This window comes from Vibrio sp. 03_296, from assembly GCF_002265885.1.
On record NZ_NPKW01000070.1, the window covers coordinates 68,119 to 90,269 of the forward strand.

At 45.8% G+C, this 22,151-nt stretch carries 17 protein-coding genes; 9 read left to right on the top strand and 8 right to left on the bottom strand.

Annotation, left to right across the window (positions count from 1 at the left end; all coding sequences use genetic code 11):
• The first annotated feature begins 5 nt into the window (after window positions 1-5).
• The 4 genes from CIK04_RS08915 (at window position 6) to CIK04_RS08930 (ending at window position 3,947) form a co-directional block, all read left to right on the top strand.
• Window positions 6-479 carry a DUF2947 domain-containing protein gene (locus tag CIK04_RS08915; protein WP_017790279.1) on the top strand — a complete coding sequence of 158 codons (474 nt, stop codon included), beginning with the start codon at window positions 6-8 and terminating at the stop codon, window positions 477-479.
• Window positions 480-723: 244 nt separating this feature from the next.
• Window positions 724-2,142, top strand: coding sequence for a DASS family sodium-coupled anion symporter (locus CIK04_RS08920; RefSeq protein WP_011080144.1), 1,419 nt, complete (start codon window positions 724-726; stop codon window positions 2,140-2,142).
• A 4-nt stretch (window positions 2,143-2,146) separates the two neighbouring features.
• A complete protein-coding gene (locus CIK04_RS08925) occupies window positions 2,147-3,502 on the top strand; it encodes an ATP-binding protein (protein ID WP_039539754.1) in 1,356 nt (451 codons plus the stop codon).
• Window positions 3,471-3,947: a response regulator gene (locus CIK04_RS08930; RefSeq protein WP_011080146.1), complete on the top strand. Its 477-nt coding sequence runs from the start codon at window positions 3,471-3,473 to the stop codon at window positions 3,945-3,947. The genes CIK04_RS08925 and CIK04_RS08930 overlap by 32 nt, the downstream gene beginning before the upstream one ends.
• A 51-nt stretch (window positions 3,948-3,998) precedes the next feature.
• Here CIK04_RS08930 and CIK04_RS08935 read toward each other — a convergent pair whose 3' ends face one another.
• From CIK04_RS08935 to CIK04_RS08945, 3 genes are all read right to left on the bottom strand, one after another.
• On the bottom strand, window positions 3,999-5,318 hold the full coding sequence (locus tag CIK04_RS08935; RefSeq protein WP_097352771.1) for a sensor domain-containing diguanylate cyclase: 1,320 nt from the start codon (window positions 5,316-5,318) through the stop codon (window positions 3,999-4,001).
• 258 nt (window positions 5,319-5,576) lie between these two features.
• Complete coding sequence (locus CIK04_RS08940; RefSeq protein WP_017421160.1) at window positions 5,577-7,289, bottom strand: EAL domain-containing protein; 1,713 nt, start codon at window positions 7,287-7,289, stop codon at window positions 5,577-5,579.
• A 375-nt stretch (window positions 7,290-7,664) separates the two neighbouring features.
• Window positions 7,665-8,543: an AEC family transporter gene (locus CIK04_RS08945; RefSeq protein WP_039539750.1), complete on the bottom strand. Its 879-nt coding sequence runs from the start codon at window positions 8,541-8,543 to the stop codon at window positions 7,665-7,667.
• Window positions 8,544-8,852: 309 nt separating this feature from the next.
• Between CIK04_RS08945 and CIK04_RS08950 the strand changes: the two genes are divergently transcribed.
• The 4 genes from CIK04_RS08950 to CIK04_RS08965 all read left to right on the top strand — a co-directional run bounded on the left by CIK04_RS08950 (window position 8,853) and on the right by CIK04_RS08965 (window position 15,604).
• Entirely contained in the window at window positions 8,853-10,064 is a 1,212-nt protein-coding gene (locus CIK04_RS08950; RefSeq protein ID WP_097352770.1) for an HD-GYP domain-containing protein, read from the top strand.
• Window positions 10,065-10,248: 184 nt separating this feature from the next.
• A complete protein-coding gene (locus tag CIK04_RS08955) occupies window positions 10,249-12,984 on the top strand; it encodes an EAL domain-containing protein (RefSeq protein ID WP_097352769.1) in 2,736 nt (911 codons plus the stop codon).
• 158 nt (window positions 12,985-13,142) lie between these two features.
• Window positions 13,143-14,702, top strand: a complete 1,560-nt coding sequence (locus CIK04_RS08960; protein ID WP_097352768.1) for a YjjI family glycine radical enzyme — start codon at window positions 13,143-13,145, stop codon at window positions 14,700-14,702.
• Window positions 14,703-14,710: 8 nt separating this feature from the next.
• A complete protein-coding gene (locus CIK04_RS08965) occupies window positions 14,711-15,604 on the top strand; it encodes a YjjW family glycine radical enzyme activase (RefSeq protein ID WP_097352767.1) in 894 nt (297 codons plus the stop codon).
• A 12-nt stretch (window positions 15,605-15,616) separates the two neighbouring features.
• On the opposite strand, the gene CIK04_RS08970 is transcribed toward CIK04_RS08965, so the two are convergent.
• On the bottom strand, window positions 15,617-16,534 hold the full coding sequence (locus CIK04_RS08970; protein ID WP_038969249.1) for a LysR family transcriptional regulator: 918 nt from the start codon (window positions 16,532-16,534) through the stop codon (window positions 15,617-15,619).
• A gap of 143 nt (window positions 16,535-16,677) precedes the next feature.
• Window positions 16,678-17,637, bottom strand: a complete 960-nt coding sequence (locus tag CIK04_RS08975) for a DUF4382 domain-containing protein (RefSeq protein WP_097352766.1) — start codon at window positions 17,635-17,637, stop codon at window positions 16,678-16,680.
• A 225-nt stretch (window positions 17,638-17,862) separates the two neighbouring features.
• On the opposite strand from CIK04_RS08975, the gene CIK04_RS08980 reads away from it, so the two are divergent.
• A complete protein-coding gene (locus CIK04_RS08980; protein ID WP_097352765.1) occupies window positions 17,863-18,465 on the top strand; it encodes a 2OG-Fe(II) oxygenase in 603 nt (200 codons plus the stop codon).
• Between the two features lie 119 nt (window positions 18,466-18,584).
• Here CIK04_RS08980 and CIK04_RS08985 read toward each other — a convergent pair whose 3' ends face one another.
• The 3 genes from CIK04_RS08985 to CIK04_RS08995 form a co-directional block, all read right to left on the bottom strand.
• Entirely contained in the window at window positions 18,585-19,853 is a 1,269-nt protein-coding gene (locus CIK04_RS08985; protein ID WP_039468410.1) for an HD-GYP domain-containing protein, read from the bottom strand.
• Between the two features lie 322 nt (window positions 19,854-20,175).
• Window positions 20,176-21,042, bottom strand: coding sequence for a patatin family protein (locus CIK04_RS08990; RefSeq protein ID WP_097352764.1), 867 nt, complete (start codon window positions 21,040-21,042; stop codon window positions 20,176-20,178).
• Between the two features lie 151 nt (window positions 21,043-21,193).
• Window positions 21,194-21,901: an ABC transporter substrate-binding protein gene (locus tag CIK04_RS08995; protein ID WP_094867098.1), complete on the bottom strand. Its 708-nt coding sequence runs from the start codon at window positions 21,899-21,901 to the stop codon at window positions 21,194-21,196.
• Window positions 21,902-22,151 lie beyond the last annotated feature (250 nt).

Below are 22,151 nucleotides of genomic sequence, written 5' to 3' on the forward strand. Positions count from 1 at the left end.
TCTGAATGTCTTATTTAACTTTGGACCAATACCAAAGAAAATGGATTTTTACGCATCCGTCGATGCCAGTGCCACAAGAAGATCTCGCGCACATTCGCCCGATGGATCAGGCACGCTCTGCGCAGTTTTGGAAAGAGAACATCAGCGCCCATAGCCCAGATGCAGAACGTCTTGGTAGTGATGATTGGCCAACGAAACAAAGTAATTGGCTAGCTGAAGTTGACTGGATGGCGGCTTGGGAAGCCGATGAACCCGACATGCCAGAGGAAATGCTTCAGCATATTGATTGGCAAGATGATGTGACGGTCTATTTCTGTTACGAAAAATACAACGTGATTGAAACCAAGTGGGTCATTTTCCGCAAACATTGGAAAAACTTCTTGTTCTACGATGACGGCCCGATTTTGCTGGGTAGACGTCGCCAGCAGGCGCTGTGGTTTGCTACCGATGGAACAGTGAAACTGGGGCAAAGAAGCTGATCAACTCAAAGGTCGGTCAATAATTAGCTTAATCATTAGCTTAGTCATGAGAAGCAGCGTGTTTACGCTGCTTTTTTTATCAGCGTTTAGTGAGGTAAGGCACAGTTCAGTAAGTTTTTTCGTGTGACTTCAGTTTCATTGATCTAACGCCAAATTTTGTTTTGAAACACGCGCGCATAATTTCTTGTCTAGCCCCATAGAGCTAAAACTCTAAGGTGTCCATCTCAGGAAGAGAAGTTGTATTATGCGCCCGTATCTGAAGTTTATTATCCCTATTATCATTCCGTTGATTGTGCTGTTGTTGCCATTGTCAGCCTTTCCGTTTGAAGCCATGACCATCGTGCAGCAGCGTGTGATTGCCATTTTCTTATTGGCGGCGTTGTGTTGGGTGTTTGAGCCGATTCCCATCTACGCCACGTCCGTCGTCATTATTGTTTTAGAGCTTTTATTGGTTTCCGACAAAGGTCTGTACCTCTTCCGGCTAAACGAAGGCAGTGAAACATTTGGGCAATTGCTGTCTTACAGTGAAATCATGGCAACCTTTGCCAGCCCAATCATCATGCTTTTCTTAGGTGGATTCTTTCTAGCGATGGCGGCCACCAAATACCGCTTGGATGTGAACTTGGCACGCGTGCTGCTCAAGCCATTTGGCCAAGACCCTAAATTCGTTATGTTGGGGCTGATGCTGATCACGGCGATTTTCTCGATGTTTATGTCCAATACCGCGACGACGGCTATGATGCTTTCCATCTTAACGCCTGTGATTGCGGTGTTTGGCCCCAAAGACCCAGGACGAATTGCCTTTGCACTTTGTATTCCAGTCGCGGCCAACATTGGTGGTATTGGCACCCCAATCGGCACCCCTCCCAACGCCATCGCTCTAAAATATCTGGTGGGTGACAACCTGATTACATTCGGCGAATGGATGATGTTCGGCGTACCTTTTGTTGTGGTGATGATGGCGTTAGCTTGGTTTTTGATCACGGCGATGTACCGAGCAGAAATTCCCAAAATTGAGCTTTCCATCAAAGGCAAGTTTCTCAAAACGCCGAAAGCAATCGTGGTTTACATCACCTTTGGCTTAACCATTCTTCTATGGTTGATGGGTTCAGCGCACGGCATGAACTCGTACACCGTAGCCCTGATTCCTGTCGCGGTGTTTTCCATCACTGGCATTATTAACAAAGAAGATTTGAAGAAAATTTCCTGGGATGTGCTTTGGCTGGTTTCGGGCGGTATCGCTCTTGGTTTGGCTCTGGACAAAACAGGCCTTGCCAAGTTGGTGGTTCACAGCATTCCATTTGATGAGTTCTCGCCTTACATCGTCTTGTTTGGCGCGGCGTTCCTCTGCTTAGTGATGGCGAACTTTATGTCGCATACCGCCACGGCTAACTTGCTGATGCCAATCATGGCTGCCTTGGGGATTTCTATGACGTCATTAACGCCATTAGGCGGAGAAGTGACCTTGATTTTAGTGGTGACGATGGCGGCTTCCTTAGGTATGTCGCTGCCTATCAGCACGCCTCCTAATGCATTGGCGCATGCCACTGGGCATGTCCAAAGTAATCAAATGGCGCGTGTGGGGGTGATTTTGGGCGTAGTGGGCGTGCTGCTCAGCTTTGTTATGGTCTGGATCCTTCATATGGTTGGACACATCGGGTAGCCCCATGTATTTGAGTAAATTAGAAGCACTGATTGAGCGTTACTTCTGTAATCCAGAGCGTCAAATTACGTTGGAAGCGGGATCGGTCGTCATTGTGCAGCAAGGCTACAACGACCGTCTGTTTTTCGTTCTTCAAGGTGATCTGGAAGGTTACTTTTCTGAACATGAGGAGAAACAAGTGCGCGTTTTTTCTGCCTCGCAAGGGGCATTTATTGGCGTGCACAGTTTCTTTTCTGGTACTTGGACAGCATCGTCGACGGTGATGGCCAAAAGCGAAGTCACACTGGCTTGGATTGATCGCAACACACCTGCCGTGGAAGTCGAAGAGTTTGGTCCGCTTACCACACAATTTATGCCGGTGATTGTGAACGAGCTTTCGCGCCGCCAAAGGCGAGCAACGCAAGAAGCGGTGGCCAAAGAGAAGGTCTTGCAGAGGTTACACAACGCAGAGCAAATGACAACGTTAGGTCAACTCGCGGCGGGGTTGGCTCACGAGCTTAATAACGCCATCGGGGTGGTCAGCAGCAAAGCTGAAAGACTCGAAACCATTATTCTTGAACTACTTGAAGAACTGCACCCAGAAGCGAACCAGTTCTTCGATATTGGCCTGCTTGCTGGACAAAATGTGCCAACAAGCACGGCAAGACAAAATGCTAAGTTACTGGAGCAGAAATATGGCTTGGAGAAAAAACAGGCCAAAGCGTTAGCGAAAGCGATACCTGATGGTTTAGTTAGCCCGCACTGGTTGAATAACCCAGATCAAGCCATTCGTTATTGGGGAATGGGGTGTGATTTACATGACTTACGTTTAGCGGCCAAACACACGGTTGGTATTGTGAAATCGGTCAAACAGCTCGGTAGGGCGGATTCGGATCGCATTAGCAAAGTTAATATTGGCGACACCATCAATCAAGCGATCGCACTTTTGCAAAGTGAGTTGCGCCGTGTCGAAGTGCGTCTTCGTCCATCTGCTGTCGAATCGATTTGGGCTTCGGAGACCGAATTGGTGCAAGTTTGGGTCAATATCATCAAGAACGCCTGTGACGCGATGCAAACCACGCTATCGCCACAGTTGGAGATACGTATCCATCAAGAAGGTAAGCGCATTTTGGTCACGATCGCCAACAATGGACCAGCCTTGGATGAGGCAACAAGACGCAAAATTTTTCAGCCTAACTTCACCACCAAAAAAGGCGGGCTGTCATTTGGACTGGGTTTAGGGTTATCGATTGTGAAGCGGATCGTCACAGGGCTAGGAGGCTCGATTGTGGTGAAAAGCGATGACCAAGCCACTATTTTTAGAATTAAATTGCCAACAGAGGGAAATCATGGAGAAACTGAACCTAATATGCGTGGATGATCAGCGCGAAGTGCTTAATGCGGTGGTGCAGGATCTAGACGGTTTAGCTGACTGGCTAAATATTGAAGAGTGCGAATCTGGTCATGAAGCGTTGGAGCTGATCGATGAGCTTGATGCGGATGGCGAGTTTATCGCTGTGGTGATTTCAGACCACGTGATGCCGGGAATGACAGGTGTGGAGCTTTTGCGAACGCTGCATACGGATGCTCGATTCTTCAAAACACGCAAGGTATTGCTCACAGGGCAAGCCACGCATAGCGATACCATCGAAGCAATCAATTCTGCTGGTATTGTGCGCTATTTTGAAAAACCTTGGAAAAAGCAAGAACTCGTACAGTGTATTCGTGAGTTGGTGACGGATTTTATTTTCGATCAGGGACTGGATTACCAGATTTGGCATGATGAACTGGACCAAGCGGGTGTGCTGAAACATCTGCATCCTTGAGTTAAGGATGGCAGTGTTGAAGGCATGAGTGACTGAGATTTGAGCTTGGCGCTAAACGTTGGGGCAAACACGATTTCGCCCGTTGCGCTTAGCGTCATACAGGTGTGAATCGGCTATACGAATGGTCTCGTCGAGCTGTGCCTGTAAAGCAGTAAAGCCAATGGATACCGTGACGTGTGGTGCTTGAGTCATGTTCTCAACATCTTGGCGAATGCGTTCACACACCTGCCGTGCTTCATTAGACGAAGGGGTTTTGACCAGCAAAAGAAATTCCTCACCACCAATGCGAAAGGCGTAATCACTGACGCGGACACGACTTTTCACCACCTTTGCTACACGGCGAATCACCTGATCGCCGATGTCATGCCCATATCGGTCGTTGACACTCTTAAAATGGTCAATATCAAGCATAACGGCATAGTAATGTTCAAGCGGCAGCTGTTGTTTTTCGACTTCAGCAAGAAAGTGTCGATTGTTTAACCCGGATAGTGGATCTAAATAACTGATTTCTTTTAACTTCTTTTGTGCTTTGCTCAGCTTGTATAGGTAATAGCAAGCGCCTACCGTGATGGCAAGCAGCAGTGGAATTAAGTAGAAATACTTTGGGATGAGTTCTTCGTTGGTAATGATTTTGACCAAATAGCTCGTTTTGCCATTGAGTTGCCCCACATTTTGATAAACGAAGGTTTTTCCTTGAAGTTCCAAAACACCGGATGTTTTTTGAGTGCGATTCAGCTCTTGAAGTAAGGTTTGCTCACGATGTTTGAGGTAAGTAAATGCGGTGATATCGGCATACGAGCTGGAATAGACAAAACCATCAAGGTCAACGTGGAGCATATTGTCACGAAACAAAGGGGTAAAATGGATCAGGTCGACTTCTACACTCAGATAGCCCATTAAACGGTTATGTTGATAAATGGGTGAGAACTCGACAAACAGGCCATTTTCGATATCCAAAATAGTCTGTTTCTGGCTACGGTTTAAGTCATTTTGATAAAAGCGATTGAAACTGATAACGCGTTTAGAATAGATCTCTTGCTCAGCTGGTTGTTTATCGATGATCCGAATGCGGCGAATGATTTTTTGATGCTGAACTAAGTTTTTGACCAGATCAATAAAGTCGGCGGAGTCAGAAAAATAACGCTGCGCAATTTGACTGTCTGCTAAAGAGAGATAGCTTTGTATTAACTCCTTTCGTGTATTTAAAGATTCTAATGATGCACTTAGTTGTAATCGTACGGTCTCTATTTTTTCTCTTTTAATAAGGTTTTGTGGCGTATTAAAAACAAAAATAACCACAATCATAATCAGTAAGCTGCGTAATTCTATGGTTGCTGTTGATGGCGACAATTTTGATTGATAGAGGACCATGCTGACTATTTCTTAAACACCGATATGCCCATCCCACGGTTTTGCAAATTGGTTCCAGATAAATTTGTCAGTTACTTTCTGTCTACCTATTGCACCCGCTAGTTTGAGTATCGCGCTGGCGTGGGGTCAAACTTGATGAGTCACCAATATGCCGCACAACCCGTGACACTAAGTGAAGAAAAGGTGAAGATTTTATGACAAAGAAGTAGGTTGCGATCTAGACAGGCATTTTTGCTCGATGCACAGTGTTGCGAGTTACTATTTATCAATGGCTGATAAGGTAAATCGACTCGCAGAGGCGAGACTTAAGGGCTTGGAAAACCAATAGCCTTGTAGGTAACTCACGCCCATATTTCTAAACGTTTGGTACATTTCGGCATCTTCGATCCCTTCGATGACAACATCGATCTGATTGTTGCGGCAAAGCTGGATCAGAAAAGAGAGATAGGCAGTCAAATCTGGGTTTTTGAGGCTGCGCCAAGCCATCGATTTATCGATTTTGATCTGTTTCATGGGCAAATCAAAGAAGGAGTTGAGTGAGCTATAACCCGCACCAAAATCATCCAATGAAAGGTGAAAACCCAATTTAGACAGCTGATTCAGTTGCTCAATCGCTGCGGCGTTATTGTCTAATATAATGGTTTCCGTAAGCTCTAAAACGATAGAGTTGGGTGAGATGCCATATTCACTGGCCATTTCATGAATGCGTTGAGGGAAATTACTATTGAGCAGTTGTAATACCGAGACGTTTACATTGACTCGAATATTTTTATTATTGGCCTGGTTGTATCTTTGAATAAATTCGCATGCCTTGCGGAAAACAAAATAACCAAGGTCAATAATAAGACCCTTATTTTCCGCAACAGTAATAAATTCATCTGGATAGATTTCACCAAACTCTTTGCTACGCCAACGTACTAGTGTTTCAAAGCTTTTTACTTCTAGGTGTTTGGCACAAACAATCGGCTGGAACTTAACATTCAGCGATTGGGATTCAATCGCACTTTGTAATCCTTGCTCAATAAAGAAATAACGGTCTACGATTTGCTGCGTGCGGGCACTGTAGAGCGCAATTTTGTTTGCTTTTTTCTTGCTGGCATATTGCCCAGTGCGAGCCGCTTTTCTTAGCAGCTCTTCGCCTTCGTGGTTATTCTCGATGCGAGGGATCAGACCCATGCTGATCCCCGTGCCCAGTAATTGCCCTTGCTCTACAACCGTATCGTGATAGCGTTGTTTGATGGTCGAGCAGATGTTCAGCAACTGTTGTTCAGTAAAGTTACCTTCTAACAACACGGCAAAATCATCATCTCGGACTCGGTAAAGTCTTGCGACTTGGCCAGGCAGATGACTGACGGCGGTGAGCATGCTTTGCACGACATGGTTGAGAATTTCGCTGCCGTAATGGCTCAAATACGATTTGATGTCTTCAATCTGAATGTAAATCAAGGCGTAGGGCAGGGAAGAGGCTTGAAAAGATTCCTCGATGTCGAGCAAAAGGCGACTGCGATTGGCCATGCCAGATGCATTGTCATGGAAAGCCACTTGATGGATGTAACTCTCCATCAGCTTACGCTCAGAAATATCTTTGTGGCTGCCGATCAAATAAATACCGGAGTCAGTCTTACGTGTGACTGCCGTTCCTTCAATCCAGACGTAGTGACCATTAGGTTTGCGTACGCGGTACTCGCTAGTAACACGTAAATCTTCACACATTAAATGGTCATCAACTCGGGCAGAGAGTTTGGAGCGATCTAACGGGTGCACCAATTCGAACCAAGTATCTAACGCGATGATGCCACTCTCAATACCAAACTGCTGGTAAAACTGTTTGTTATAGAACGACATCACGCCTTGTTCATCCATATGAAATAGCCCCTCGCTAAACACATCGAAGATGTGCATAAAGCGACTTTCCATAAGGTGCTCAAAGTCTGGCAGGATTGATTCTGCAATAGATACGTCGTCTGTCATCTGAATGGTGGTTACTTCTTTTTACTTGATCGCTGTACGATGTCGGTTAAATGTTTCAGAATGTTTCAAATCTTTATATCACCAAAGTCGCCAATAGTACTAGGGGGATATTTATAAAATGAGTGAATAAGCGTTATTTTTATCACAATTACTATGGATGATTATAGTTAGAGTGTTTGCTCTAATCAATAAATAACAGATAAATATGCGATAAATAAGCGATTCCTAGATTTTATTTTGTGCAATATAACGTTTTCTTATTTCGATCTTCATTTTTGTGATGATGAATTCACTTTTTATCATATTAATAAATATATCCATAAAATATTTAAGGAATATTTCAACTCTAAAACGAATGATGAAATAAATTCATCATCACGTTAAAGAGAGAGAAAATCCAAGCAATACAGGTAGGGTTAAGATGCTGAAAAAATTGCCGAATAATACGATTGAGGCCACTTTTTCGGGTTCGATATGAAAACGTTCGGCAAAAAGATAGTTCATCACCGCTGCTGGCAACATGGTGAACAGAACCATCATTTTCATTTGCAGCGGGGGGAGAGGAATAAAGAAGTAAATCACCGCAAATGCTATCGCTCCTGTTGCAATGGATTGGAGCGTTGAGTAGAGCCCAACGCTGAGGCCGGACCATTTTAAATGCGTCATTTGCGCCCCTAGAGAAAGGAGCATCACCGGCACTGCGGCTTGCCCTAGCAAAGAGGTGGCTTCAATCAGTGGTGACCAAACGGCTACATGGTTGAGATTAAAAAACACAGCCGCAGACGCGGCAATAAACACAGGCATCTTGACCATTTGTAAGAGTGATCCGCCGCGGCTTAACAACGCGATACCTAAGCTAATATGAATGCAAGATGACATGACAAAAAGCAGTACGGCGCTTGATTGCGCCGCGTCGCCAAATGCGTAGGCAAAGAGAGGAATGGCAAGATTGCCGCTGTTGCGAAACATATGTGGCGGTGCCCAGGTCTTAAAAGAAAGCCCGGTCAGTTTGCAAATGGGTATCATCAGTATCCCCGGCAGCAACACTGCAACAAGCGATGCCCATATTAAAGGGAGCTGCTGGGTGTCTAACGGCATGGTGGTGAGAGATGAAAAGACCAAAGCAGGGAGGAAAACGTCGATATTGATGCGGTTAATCGGCTTAAAGTCAGGTTTCAAATAATGCCCAACCAAAAAGCCGACGCCTGCCAAGGCAAAAACGGGGAATAAAATGTTAACAACTTTGATGAGCATGTTGACGTTCCTGAAGAGGATTTGTTTTTACGCTATCAGGTGATGTGTTTTTCGTCACCTAAACTGGTTGAAAAACATGAGCTCATCACTGTGCTATGAGCGTTATTGCCTAGTCAATTCATTGATTATCGCCGCTTCAAGATGTTGTAAATTAGAGTTTGCAAATATATTTTAAATTTGTATTCTCTGGGCAAATGGAACGCTTGTAAAAAAATGTGAATTATTCGACTTCCTCGGCAGGTCGTATTAGCGAGATTGCCATATACTTGAGGTAGTCGAGAAAAGTTTGTGTTGGAAATTGTCTTGAATATGCAGTATGACCCTGAAAAATCAATAAAAGTAGATATTTCAAACTTAACGATTGGTATGTTTGTCACCGCGATTGAAAATAGTGAGCGGGTTAATTTGGCTAATGCAGGGCGTGTTCAGTCAGAAAAAGCGATTACCCGCTTATTTGAAAGTGGGGTGAAGTTTGTGTGGGTAGACGCAGGCTTATCGGCTAAAAATTGTGTGATTAAACCAGCGCCAAAGGTTGATAACACTGAATCGCAAGTCGTGACAGAATCCCATTCACCAACGCCACGTAAGCAGCCAAAGAGTCGCGCCTCAAATCAAAAGAAAGCCAAAAAGCTGATTGCAGAAGCCAAAGGCCTCGCTCAAAAGCTTCTTAACCAAACCTTTGAAGGCAAAGTGATTCTGGTTGATGAGATTGAGGACTGGGCTGAAGATATGATTGAATCCGCTTTGGTGGATTCAGATGCCTTGCAGTGTGTTTCTGCCTTGCGCCAAAAAGACACCTATTTGCTGGAACATTCAGTGAATGTCGCCTGTTTGTTAGTGACCTTCGGCAAACATTTAGGCTTGGAGCGCGAAACGCTCAAACAGATGGCGATAGGTGGGATCATTCACGATATCGGCAAGATCAAAGTAAACGATGAAGTGCTGCATAAACCAGCGCGACTAACGCCTGAAGAGTTTGAACACATGAAACTCCATCAGGTGTTTGCCGAAGAGATTATTGTGCACGTTGAGGGGCTAAGCGATGTGAGCCGTGATGTCTGTTTAATGCACCATGAAAAGCTTGATGGAAACGGTTACCCCAAAGGGTTAAAAGGAGAGGAAATACCACTCCATGGCCGTATGAGTTGTATCGTCGATATCTATGATGCGCTCACGGCAGACCGATGCTACAAGCAAGGCATGAGCTCTGCCGAAGCGTTTAAAATCATACTCGGCTTAACCCCATTTCATTTAGATCCTGATCTGGTTTACAAATTCATCAACTGCATTGGCGTGTATCCAGTGGGGTCTATTGTCGAATTGAACGATGGTCGGGTTGGCATCGTCTGGACCTCTAACCCGACTCAGCCTTTGAAGCCGGAAGTAAAGTGTTTCTACTCACGTAAATACAAACGTTTTGTCGATGTGGCGATGGTAGATTTAAAACACAGTTCGCTAAAAATTGAAAAAGCGGTAGCGCCCTCAAGCTTGGAGGTGGACGCCAAACCTTTCTACGATTAAACAATGTAAAGCGAGTTCGAGCAAAAGCGCATCACAGGTGGATGCGCTTTTTAATTTGTGAGCCATAATGCGAAGTAATCTGTATGTTTGAAACAGTTACGCAACAAAATTGAATCTATCTCAAACCATTCACCGCTATTTTGCCTTAAACTCTAAGTCATTAATCTAATAATCATTAAAATCAATGTCTCGATTTCGTTTGTTGCACTTAACATTACGCAGCCGCACTGCGCTCTATTTTGGCTTAGGATTGACTGGCGTCATCTTGAGCACGCTTTTTATTACCCGAACGTTTTTCCTTTACAGTCTCGACGAGCTGGAAAATCTTGAAGTCAGCCGCGCCAATAAACAAGCTCAAGCCGTCATCGAAATGATGATCAGCCTGCAAGAAGATCGCTCCTACGATTGGGCGTATTGGGATGAAACGCATCAACTGTTCACGGAAGGGGATATTGCTGGTTACCGTGATCGCAACCTATATCAAGAAAGTTTAGACACGCTTAGCCTCGATATGATGGCGTTTGTTTCTTTAAAAGGTGAGGTGGTTGAATCGCTCGTGCGCGCCCAAGGTGACAGTACTTATAACCCGCTCGTGAGCCAAATAGTGGCGAATGACAGCGTTAAGTCACACTTTACGAGAATGAACAGCATGCTTGATCTGTATCGTGAAAGTGAAGCGGGTTTGCTGTTGATTGACGAGCAATTGTGGGTGATTAGTTTAACGCCAGTACGTGACAGTGAAGGTGTGTCTGCCGCCAGTGGCTGGTTGATTTGGGGGCAAAATCTGAGCGAACGTTTTCCTGGTAACTTCGATGCAATCCTAACTGCAGACAACAAGTTGTTGGGCTTGAACCAGTTACAACTGCCGAGCGAGAGCGTACAGCTGTCTGAAAACACATGGGTTCATCGTGATAAAGAGACGGTGGTTGAGTGGTCTACGGTCTATGGCATGTCAGGTGAGCAGGTGGCTTATTTGCAAACCACGGAGCTGCGTGTTCACTATTTGAAAGGGCATCGGCTCTTTTTGTACCTTATTGGCATTGTGGTGTTGGTCGCGGGCTTGATCGCCTTAGCGACATTTATGCTGTTTAAAAAACGTGTCTCCACTCGATTTGCCGATTTTGAACAAAGCGTCATGCAGTTGTTCTCGAAATATCAGTTGGATGATCTCTCTAATCGGCGCACGGATGAGCTTGAACGCATTACTCAATTAGTCGAAGTGCTGGCCGAGAATACCTCCTTAACGCAAGATAAGTTGCAGGACACACTGCAAAAATTTGACGCACTCTATCAACATCGTTCAATGGGCATGTTGTTAGTGGTGGACAAAGAAATCATCGATATCAATCAGGCGGCCTTAGAATTACTGGGTTATCAGAAAGGTGATTTGGTACACCAAGAGCTCAACGTGTTGTGTAAAGTGGACGAGAATCAACCTGAGTGCAAGGTCGATCAAATGTACCAAGCGTTGTCAAATGGGGTCACACAGTTTGAAGCCACGATGATTACTCGACAAGGGCGAGAAATTGAATGTTTGATTGATGTGAATCTCATTCATCATGAAAACCAACAAGCCCTCATGCTTTCTGTTAGCGACATGAGTGAACAGAAGAAACAAGCGCGAATGATCAAAGATTTGGTTGGTCGAGACCCAGTGTCAGGTTTGTATAATCGCCCGGCTATCCTTGCGCGTTTAGATGATCTTATCCAACATCAGCCTAACCAGTTCTCCTTCCTCTATATTTCTATCGACAGATTGAAACAGGTGTCAGAAGTGTATGGTCACCTCATTTTTGACGACACGATTAACTATATTGCCGCGGTGTTTGGGGCGGAGTTAAGGCCGTTTGAGGTGGGCCGGGTTAGTGAATTTGAATTTATCGCCATTATTGAAGACGTTGAGCAATGTGACGATGCGATTCAGTGTGCAACGCATTTTATGGATGTACTTTCACGTAAAACACACATCTTAGGCATCGAGTTGGACTTGAGTTGTCAGATTGCCATCGCTGATCCTGAAATTACCCACCATTCGCTCGGCTATTTGTTGCAATCGGGCTCTTTTGCGGTGCAGAGATTCCAGCATAAAGTGGTAACAGAGGTGATACAAATTGGCGAGGATGTAGCGAAGCGGGCGCAAAGTGCTCTGGTGATCAGCCGAGATATTTCTCAGGCAATTCGAGACAAAGCGATCATTGCTCACTATCAACCGATAGTGGATACAGAAAGTGGCAAGGTCAATGGCTTTGAAGCCTTGGCGCGCTGGATTCACCCAGAGCTGGGGTTTGTTCCGCCAGATGTGTTTATTGATCTCGCAGAGCAGCACCAATTGATCGTGGAGCTTGGCGAGTCCATTCTTCGTCAGGCGTGCCAATTTATATCCAAGTTGAATCGCACTCGTGCGGACAACGGACTGAACCCTTTAACGGTGCATGTCAATTTGAGTGCGATGCACTTTTACCACGCGCGTTTGCCAGATGCACTACGTCATGTCATGGATGAGTTTGATATTGCACCGGGTCAACTGGTGATTGAGATTACAGAAAGCACGTTACTTGGCATTGAATCAGAGACGTTGGAGCGAACCAAAGAGATCAAGTCACTCGGCATCCAACTGGCATTGGATGATTTCGGCACGGGCTATTCCTCTTTTAGTACGCTTTGTTCCTTCCCACTCGACATCGTGAAACTGGATAAATCGTACATCGATCAGTTGGAGAACAATGACAGAGCGAGAACACTCATTCGCAGTATCGCTTCCATGGCAAAAGAGCTCGGTTTAACCACTGTGGCTGAAGGGGTGGAAACCGCCAGCCAATTACGCAAACTCAAAATTTGGCACGTAGATGAAATCCAAGGCTACTATTTTTATAAGCCCATGCCGGAATCGGAGGCGATGAATGCGTTCGAACGACAGTAAGTGTTCTGCTATGGGGTTTATGCAATGGGTGTCTATGCAATGGGCATCCAACTGAGGCGTAGGGTTTCCAAAACGGAAAAGACTCTTTCTTGGTTTTTCAATAGTGGAAATTATCAATTAGGGCTAGACTGCTGAAAACTCTTCAGGATTTCTCTTTTATGAGCAACAGTTTAGCCCTCAATACCGATCGTTTTCGCCAAATTATCAATGACCCGAAACTGACGGTTAAGCAGAAAAACCAATTTCTCGCATTAGAAGCGGAAGCTTTACTTGATTACATGCCTGTTTCCGAGGGTGTGCAGTCTGCGATGAAGCAGGGAATTATCTGCGATATGTTTGAGGGCAATGCGCCATTTAAACCGCGCTACGTGTTGCCAGACTATGCTCGTTACCTCTCCCAAGGCAGTGCTTTTCTCGAATTAGACGCCGCGAACGATTTTGATGATGCCCTCAATATGTTGACGGTGCTTTATCATCACGTTCCTTCCGTCACCAATATTCCGGTGTATCTTGGTCAACTCGATGAGTTGCTCATGCCTTATGTTGGTCAACTGAGCGATGCGCAGATTTATCAGAAGCTCAGACGTTTTTGGATCATGCTGGATCGCACGCTGCCTGATGCATTTATGCACGCTAACATTGGCCCGAGTGATAACCTCATCTGCCGCACGATTTTGCGTATTGATGCTGAACTCAAGCAAATTGCACCGAACTTAACCTTTATGTACGACCCTAATGTTACGCCAGATGATCTGCTCAGAGTGGCTTGCACCAACATTTGTGAGTGCAGTAAACCGCATATCGCCAATTACCCTATGCATGCGCAAACTTACGGCGATAAGCAGTTTGGTATCGTCAGTTGTTACAACTCGTTGCCATTGGCCGGTGGTGCGAACACCTTAGTGCGTTTAAACCTTAAAGAAGTGGCCCTGCGCGCTGAGTCGGTAAGCGATTTTATGCAGGCCGTGTTGCCACGTTATGTGGATCTCGCCATTGAACTTATTGATGCGCGAACCACGTATTTGCATGAACAGTCAGGATTTTTTACCAGCTTCTTGGTTGAAGAAAAACTGATTGATGAACAGCGTTTTGCGCCTATGTTTGGCATCTATGGTATGGCGGAAGCGGTTGACACGTTACAAACGAAATCGTCGTTATCAGGTCAATATGGGCTCGATTCACAAGCCAATCAGTTGGGTGTGCAGATTTCGCAGAAACTGGCTCAATTGCTTGAAGAGCGGCCAGTCAAATACGGTTGGCAACAACGCGCACTGCTGCACGCTCAGGGGGGCATTAGCTTAGATATTGATGTGACGCCAGGAGTGAGAATCGCCTATGGGCATGAGCCCGATCCGGTGAGCTATGTGTTAGCAAACGCGCCGCATCATGCTTTCTATCCATCGGGTATCAGCGATATTTTGACTATCGATGAAACGGTCAAAGACAACCCGGAGGCAATGTATAACCTTTGTAAAGGCGCCTTAGCCGCCGGTTACCGAGAGTTTACTGCCAATGTTGCAAGTAACGATTTGGTGCGCGTAACGGGTTACATGGTCAAGCTGTCAGACATTGAGAAGTTCGCTCAATTGGGCTCGCGCAGCAACACCACCTTCCTAGGTGCTGAAGCAGCAAAAAATACCGCAATACTCGCGCGACGTCCGCGTATCGTGAGTATGGAAACAACGCCTGTGTATCAAGAGCAGGCAGAATGTAACTGAACATCAAAATGTCAGCTGTTCAGTTCAACAAGAAAGGGAAAGTGAGTCGGGTACTGCCTTTCTCTTGCGTTGATGGGCCGGGGAATCGCCTGGTGATTTTTTTGCAGGGATGTAATTTCAACTGCTTAAACTGTCACAATCCTCACACAATTAATCACTGCAACCATTGTGGTGACTGTGTGACAACGTGTCCTTCAGGCGCCCTAATAAAGAAAAACAATAACGTTGTTTGGCTAGAAGAGGTTTGCACCCACTGCGATCGTTGTCTTGAAACTTGTTCGTATCACTCGAATCCAAAAATAAAAGAGTGGACGGTTTTGGACATGATCGATTTGATCCGTAAACACCACCTGTTTATCGATGGTGTCACCGTGTCCGGTGGGGAAGCAACCCTACAACTTGGCTTTATTGTCGAGTTATTCAAAGCGATAAAACAAGACGTTGAATTGGCGCATTTAAGCTGTTTCATCGACAGTAATGGTTCACTAACAACTCATGGCTGGGTAAAAATTGCCCCCTATCTCGACGGTGCGATGATTGACCTGAAAGCATGGCAATCCGAAACGCATCGTTGGTTAGTGGGTCGAGATAATCATAGAGTCATATTGTCGATAAAATATCTTGTTGAACTGGGCAAGCTGCATGAAGTTCGCCTGCTGCACATCCCCGAAAAAAGCGATCTTGCGTGTGAAGTGGACGCGTTGGCTCAATTTCTTAATACGTTGCCTGACCGGGTCACGATTCGCCTCAATGGCTTTGCTCACCACGGTGTAATAGGTGAGACCTTGAACTGGCCTGCTTGTGATAGAGAGTCGATGAACGGTTTCTATCAGGCGTTGAAACGCCGAATCCCACATCGAATCGCCTTACCGAAAACGCCGCTCTATCGAGACATTGCTTAGTCGTTGAAACGGCTACTTCTCATTGAGTTGATGAAGCTGGCTTTTTAACCAAGTCAGCGCCGGATCATTCAAGCTCTGTTTGTTATACACCAAGCTATACGCGACTTGCCCATAGTCAAACGGCAAGCTCTTCTGAATTAGCCCTTTGGCTTGTAAAGCCGTCTCTGCCCACAGTTTCGAGCAAGTAAAAAGCAATGGGGTACGATGACACATCACGGCCGCCGCGCCAAAATCTGCGACCGAAAGGGCGATCTCTCGCGCTTTATGGCTCTGAATCAAGGTTTGCTCGAAGTAGGGTATCGCCAACTCTTTGTCGTGAATGCCAATGTGTTGGAATGACAGGTAGTCCTCGATGGTAAAGTCGGTTTGCTGCGCCGGATGTGCCTTATTCATTAAGCAGATCATCTCGTCGCGTTTGATCGTATGCCAAATCAACTCACGGTTCATGGTTGGTGGTTGGCTAATGTCGTGGGGCAACAAGATAAAATCAACTTGGCCGCGTAGCAGAGCCTCAAAGCCATGCTGCTCCTTAGCGTATATATGAAGATGCGCTTTGGGGGTCTGTTGGAGGATCTGGCTGAACGTGTCAGCAAACACTTCAAAGGTACTTTCACGCATGGAGAGTGAGAAGGTCCCATTGTAGGAGTTTGCGTCAAATGTACCTTGGTGAATTACCCCATTCATACTGGAAAGAATGCCGTGAATGGCCGGACCGATGCTCAGTGCATAAGAGGTAGGGATCAGTTGGGTTCCGTCGCGATAAAAGAGTTCATCGTTTAGCACACTGCGTAATTGAGACAAAATCTTGCTTACACAAGAGGGGGTGACGCACAGTTGCTCCGCCGCGCTTGTCACGCTGTGAGTGGTTAATAAAACATGCAAAACGGTTAAATGTTTAAGGCTAATTCGAGAAAGAGAAATGTAATCCATAAAATGTGTTTCAACTCGGCGTTTCATGGATTACACCACATTTTCATGGGGAAACAAGCGTTGTTGGTGGAAGATGTTGCCAATAAAAAGAAAAACCGTGACTTATTCGCACTAAGTCACGGTTAATTCAGCGATGATCCGGTTTATAGGACTGATACGAAGTCAATTGTGCCATTTTCACCTGCTGCTAGCGCGGTGGTGCCGACTTGCCCAGTGGGTAATGGAATTGCGGTACCATCGTATTGAATGGGGTTGTCATCCCCGGCGTTACAACTGAATGCAACGGTATAAGTACCCGCATTTAAGAAACCAAATGCGTAGTTATTGTTTTCATCCAAACCTGCCGATGCAATGGGTTTTACCGCGTTTTCTGGGACGGGATTCTGACCGTCAAATTCTGGGTCATCTTCATCGACCAAATCGATGAGATTGGTGCTGTCGTGTCCTTCTCCTTCATAGAGGTAAACAAACGCTTGGCTGTCAGTCGTGCAGCTTTCGTCCCCTGTTAGAAGGTTATCGTCGACATTCCCTGAGATACTCACTGCGGAAGCATTAGAAACAATAGAGACACCATGAGGCTTAAGAATATAGCGATTGTTACTGCCTAAATTGCCGCGCATCACCAAAGACTGGCGAAGGTCAAACTCAATAGTGTAGAGCTGGACGGCCTCGGAAGTGACATCGAAACTGCCTAACTTTAACTTGTTGCTCGGTTGCTTCAAAGGTTGTTGGCCGCTGTCATCGACCACGTAATTGACCCCATTTTCATTCGTCACATGCAGTATCAGCTCTTTATAGCTGCCTACAGGGACGGGTTGCGTACTGACCATCAATACGGAGTCCGTACCTTGGTAGACAAGCAAGTCAATTTTTTGGTAATCCACGCCAGTAGAAGGTACCACGTCAAGGAAAACAGAGTTGCCTTCGTTATCCACTAACTCAACCTGAGTGAAGCCCACGGAGACGGACTGAGCACTGTCAACGGGTGCATCAGAGACATAAAAAGAGACATTGGCGGTTTTGCCTCCGTCACTACCACCGCAGCCGGCTAAGAGTAGCGCTGCCGCGACAGAAGAAATTGCAGATTTGGTGAGTCCATTCATTACACATATCTCATTACAACTGATGATACTATCAATTATAGTCGTTATTTTTGAATGAGAATGTTCAGCGCGTTAGGCGTGTGCAAGTATTTTGTCAACTTGTACCTTCGAAAATTATTAATTCATTTAATCAACACGATAAAGATATTTGTCTGTCTTCTTGCGTGGTTCACCGTTATAACCCCGAGCGCAAAAATGCGTTTTGAATTGTGCGGAATGAGCTGAATGGAAAAGTTGATAGATGCGCTAATTACCCATGGTTATTACATTTGGGATGATTTTTTAGACTCGCAGTCCGTCGCGGATTTACGAGAAGCGATACCAGCAAACTGGAAACAGGCGAGAATTGGCCGCAATGACGACTTGGTGAAAGCGACGAAGATTCGCAGCGACAAAATTCAGTGGCTTCAACGAGAGAATGCGAGAGCGGTGGGTCACTACCTTGACTTGATGGAAGAGATTAGATTGAGTGCCAATCGCTATCTTTACCTAGGGTTGTTTGAATATGAAGCGCATTTTGCTAAGTATGAACCGGGCGATTTCTATCAAAAGCACTTAGACAGTTTTCAAGGGCAAGAAAACCGAAAACTTACGACCGTGTTTTACATGAATGAGGATTGGCAGCCGGGAGATGGTGGTGAATTACATCTGTACGATCTTCAGGACAATTTGCTAGAAGTCATCGCGCCAAAGAGCGGAAGACTGGTTGTTTTTCTCTCGGAGCTGTTCCCCCATGAAGTGCTGACCAGCCATATTAATCGCTACAGCATTGCAGGGTGGTTCCGCATCAATGGCGTGCGGGACAATCTATTGGATATCTCCAAATAAGGCATCGGTTACTCTCTTGCACTGTTATGTGATGCCGTATGCAACCTAGCCTATTTGAAATGAAAACCGCCTTTTGGCGGTTTTTTGTCAAACGGTTTTACTGACGAGAGCCGAGAAAGCTACTTACTGTCTTGAATGGACATTTGATAGCAGTCATCTAAGTGGCGCTTTAGCGCACCAAAAACAGTTGGACAAAGTTTGCCATCGTCCACCAAGGCCGTCATCAAGGCTTCAATTTCATGTTGTGGCATTCTTGGACGATAGGGGCGATCTTGGGACAATGCTTGAAAGACGTCGGCGACGGCAATAATTCTCGACGGCAGATCCAGATTGGTGGCCGTTTTGTGGTATGGGTAACCAGAACCATCTAACCTTTCGTGGTGGTTGGATGCCCACTCAGCAATTTTTGAGTTGGGGAAGACTTTATGCAGAGCAAGTTCGGTATCGATGGTATGCCGTTTGATTCTTGTGTACTCCTGATCATTGAGCTTTCCTTGTTTATGAAGAATGTCATCAGGGGTTTTTAACTTGCCGATGTCGTGCACTAAGCCGGCAATAAAAATCATCTCTTGGTCATGCTCGCAGAGCGACATTTTTCCAGCGAGGAAGCGTGAGATTTCGGCGACTTTCTGTGAGTGTTGATAAGTAAATGGGCTTTTGGCATCGACAATTCGAGCGAGAAAAAGACCCAAGCTCATTAAGTCACCGATAGTGAGCTGTTTTTGCAGCCAATCGATATGTGAGAAGCCAAGCCCAATGGTTTCGATGTTTTCCGATTCCATTGCAAACCAGAAGCCGTCAGTCATGATGAGTCTTACCATCACATCACACATTCCAGGATGGAAGAGGCTACCCGCATTGGTCATGATGGTGTCGGCGATGGCGTGTTCATGCAGCGTCACCATATCGCTATGACACTCATCGGTGAATTGAGCCCTGAGAAAATCTAGGCGATCAGAAAGATACAAAAGCGCTGCGATGTCTTTGTTAAACGGAGAGACTTCTAAGGTTTCAAGCTCATCCCAACGAGTGTGGTGATACAAAATTGACTCAGCAAACTGAGCCAAAATATTACACTGTTGCAAAGATTGGTAACCGCGAATGCAGTGGGCTTGGGCGTCTTGTGGCATCAGCGTCTCTAGCAGCATTAAATGCTCTTTCGTTTCCGAGACGCCACAATCGTGCACCATTCCAGCAAAATAGCTGAACTCCGCTTTTTTTAAATCCCAACCCAGAGCAAGCGCGCATTGGTAAGCGATATAGGCGACACGGTGGTTATGGTGAGTGTCATCGACTCCGACATAATCTAAAGCACGTGCCACCCAAATCAGAGCCTGTTTGAGGTCCACTTCAAAATGAAGCGAGCTTGACTCACATGTATTATTCATTGATGTTCCGACATTACGTTATCCCATTCCTACTTGAAGCTGCAGCGCTGTTGGCTCGGCTCATTATCTGAAACGCCAGTCCGACCCAATCACGTATTCTGTCTATGTTCATGGGGAAGACTTCACTTGCCGCCTACCTACAACTCCAAGTGGTTTGGGTATCTTGTTATTAAGTGTTGTTGACTTATTTGTAATAGTTTTCATTTATGATACTTGCTTTATATGCAAATTATCATCTTTGAAACAAGCTATTGTTGAGTAATTTGAAGTCGGTGACACTTTTGTTACGTGGTCGGATCTCGTTGCGCGGAAAGTGTCCGCTTTAAATGCAAAAAGGGCAGTTTTCGCGTGTCAGTCCATCTGTGCCGTTCAACCTTGCTAAATGCTGTTTTCCCTGCGTAATACCCATTTGATAGCCTTGATGAAGTTTGCGTTGATTCATCGTTAACCGTTTCACCTTAAAACCTTCTTCTGGTGCAATCACTCGGATAGTGGCATTGGGCGGTGGGAAGCGAATAAACGCCAATGCTGCATTGTAATTTTTGGCTCGTTGACGCAGCGCTTTAGCGATAGTGGGTTGACGTGACAACAAGGTGTTGGTGAGCCAAGTGTGGCGACTTTCTGGCATCTCGTAGCTCAATGGGTGCGACAACACCACCGTTATGTCACGAGCGCCTTGGCGATACGCTTCTTTCACTGGAATGGAATCCGAGACCCCGCCATCGGTAAAACAACTGCCTGCAAAGCAAGGTGGTTGGCGATAAGCAATAGGTAGGGCACAGCTCGCTTCCAATAATTGATTTACATTCTGCTTGGTTAGCTGTTGATAGCGTGGTAACCCTGTTGCTATGTCAGTGGTGGTGGCCAGCAAACGCGTGTTTGTAAAAAGACGTTCTGCCTCAATGGGGTAGCGACGCATGGATTCGTCAACCAACCATTTTACGTCCACCAAATCGCCCCCTTTGATAAAACGTTTTGGGTTATAAAAACGCTGAGATGTGGCCAATTTAGTGATGACATTAAAACTACGCCCTTGAGCGTTCGCCAAATAGCCAACCAAATTGGATGCGCCTGCCGACACCCCAATGGCCAGATCAAAAGGTTGATAATTTTGCTGCAAAAATGCGTCCAATACGCCGCTGGCAAATACGCCGCGCATTGCGCCCCCTTCCACGACCAGTGCTTTCATCTCTCTTTACCGTTTAGATTCACTCTAGTCTGCAAGGCTAAAACAACCGGGCGGGATGTCGTAGTCGGTTGTGTTTATCGTTGAAATAGGAGGCGTCTATTAATGGCTGAGTGAATGGTGGGGCTTGGGCTTAGAGGCTGCGATTTGAGCGCTACGGACAATCTTGGTCATCGAGCATTTTCTCATAGCAACCATTGGCAATGAGCTTTTTCATACCGTCTTCATAGGCATCGAGCAGCGCTTTGCCACGCGGTGTTTTTTGAAACAACAGGAACATAGGCTCACTGAGAAGCGGCTTGGGATCCGTCATGATCACGCGTTCATCATACCCCGTCACTTGGTTGATGAGTAAGCGTCCGACGCGCTTTTCAGCGGGTACCGCGTCAATTCTTCCCCGATGCAGTTTGTGGAAATTCTCCTTTTGATTGGAACTGATGAGAGGAAATACTTTGTGTTGTCGCAACAGCAACGTCGAGGAAAATCCTTCTACACCGCCAATACGGTAGTTAGCCAAATCAGAAATGGCACTCCAGCGAATGGGCATCGACTCACGGTAAAAAATAACCGTTTCTGCAAACATGATTGGCGTAGGGGATTGATAAAAAATCTGTTGGCGTGCGTCATTGCTATACCAAGGGAAAGTGGCGTCTGCTTTTTCATGCTCGACAAGTTTAGTGCTACGAACCCAAGGATGGTATGAGTAGCGCACTTCGTAACCCTGGCTGGTGTAGATCTGGCGGATGATTTTCTCCAGTGTACCTTGACGCTCACTGGTATAAGGTGCCCATTCGCCAATCGCAAAATGGACGACGTCCGGCTGAGTAGGCGGCGCTGCGGCGACCACGCTGTTAGCGATCATAACGAACAGACAAAGTGACAAGATCGGTTTATGTATCAATGTTCTCTACTCGGTTTTATGTCGAACGAGGTGACCGTCGTTAAGCGTCGCTTTGACGAACGGGTTATTAGAGTGTAGCAAAGCGAACTGACTTGTCGTGACATTCGCCTCTGGTTGAAAGGCTAGGTTCTCATGCTGCTAAGTGGGTTGAACTCGCAGAAATGACATTGCTTGGAGCAAAACGCCGTGGTTGATCACAACAAATTAACAA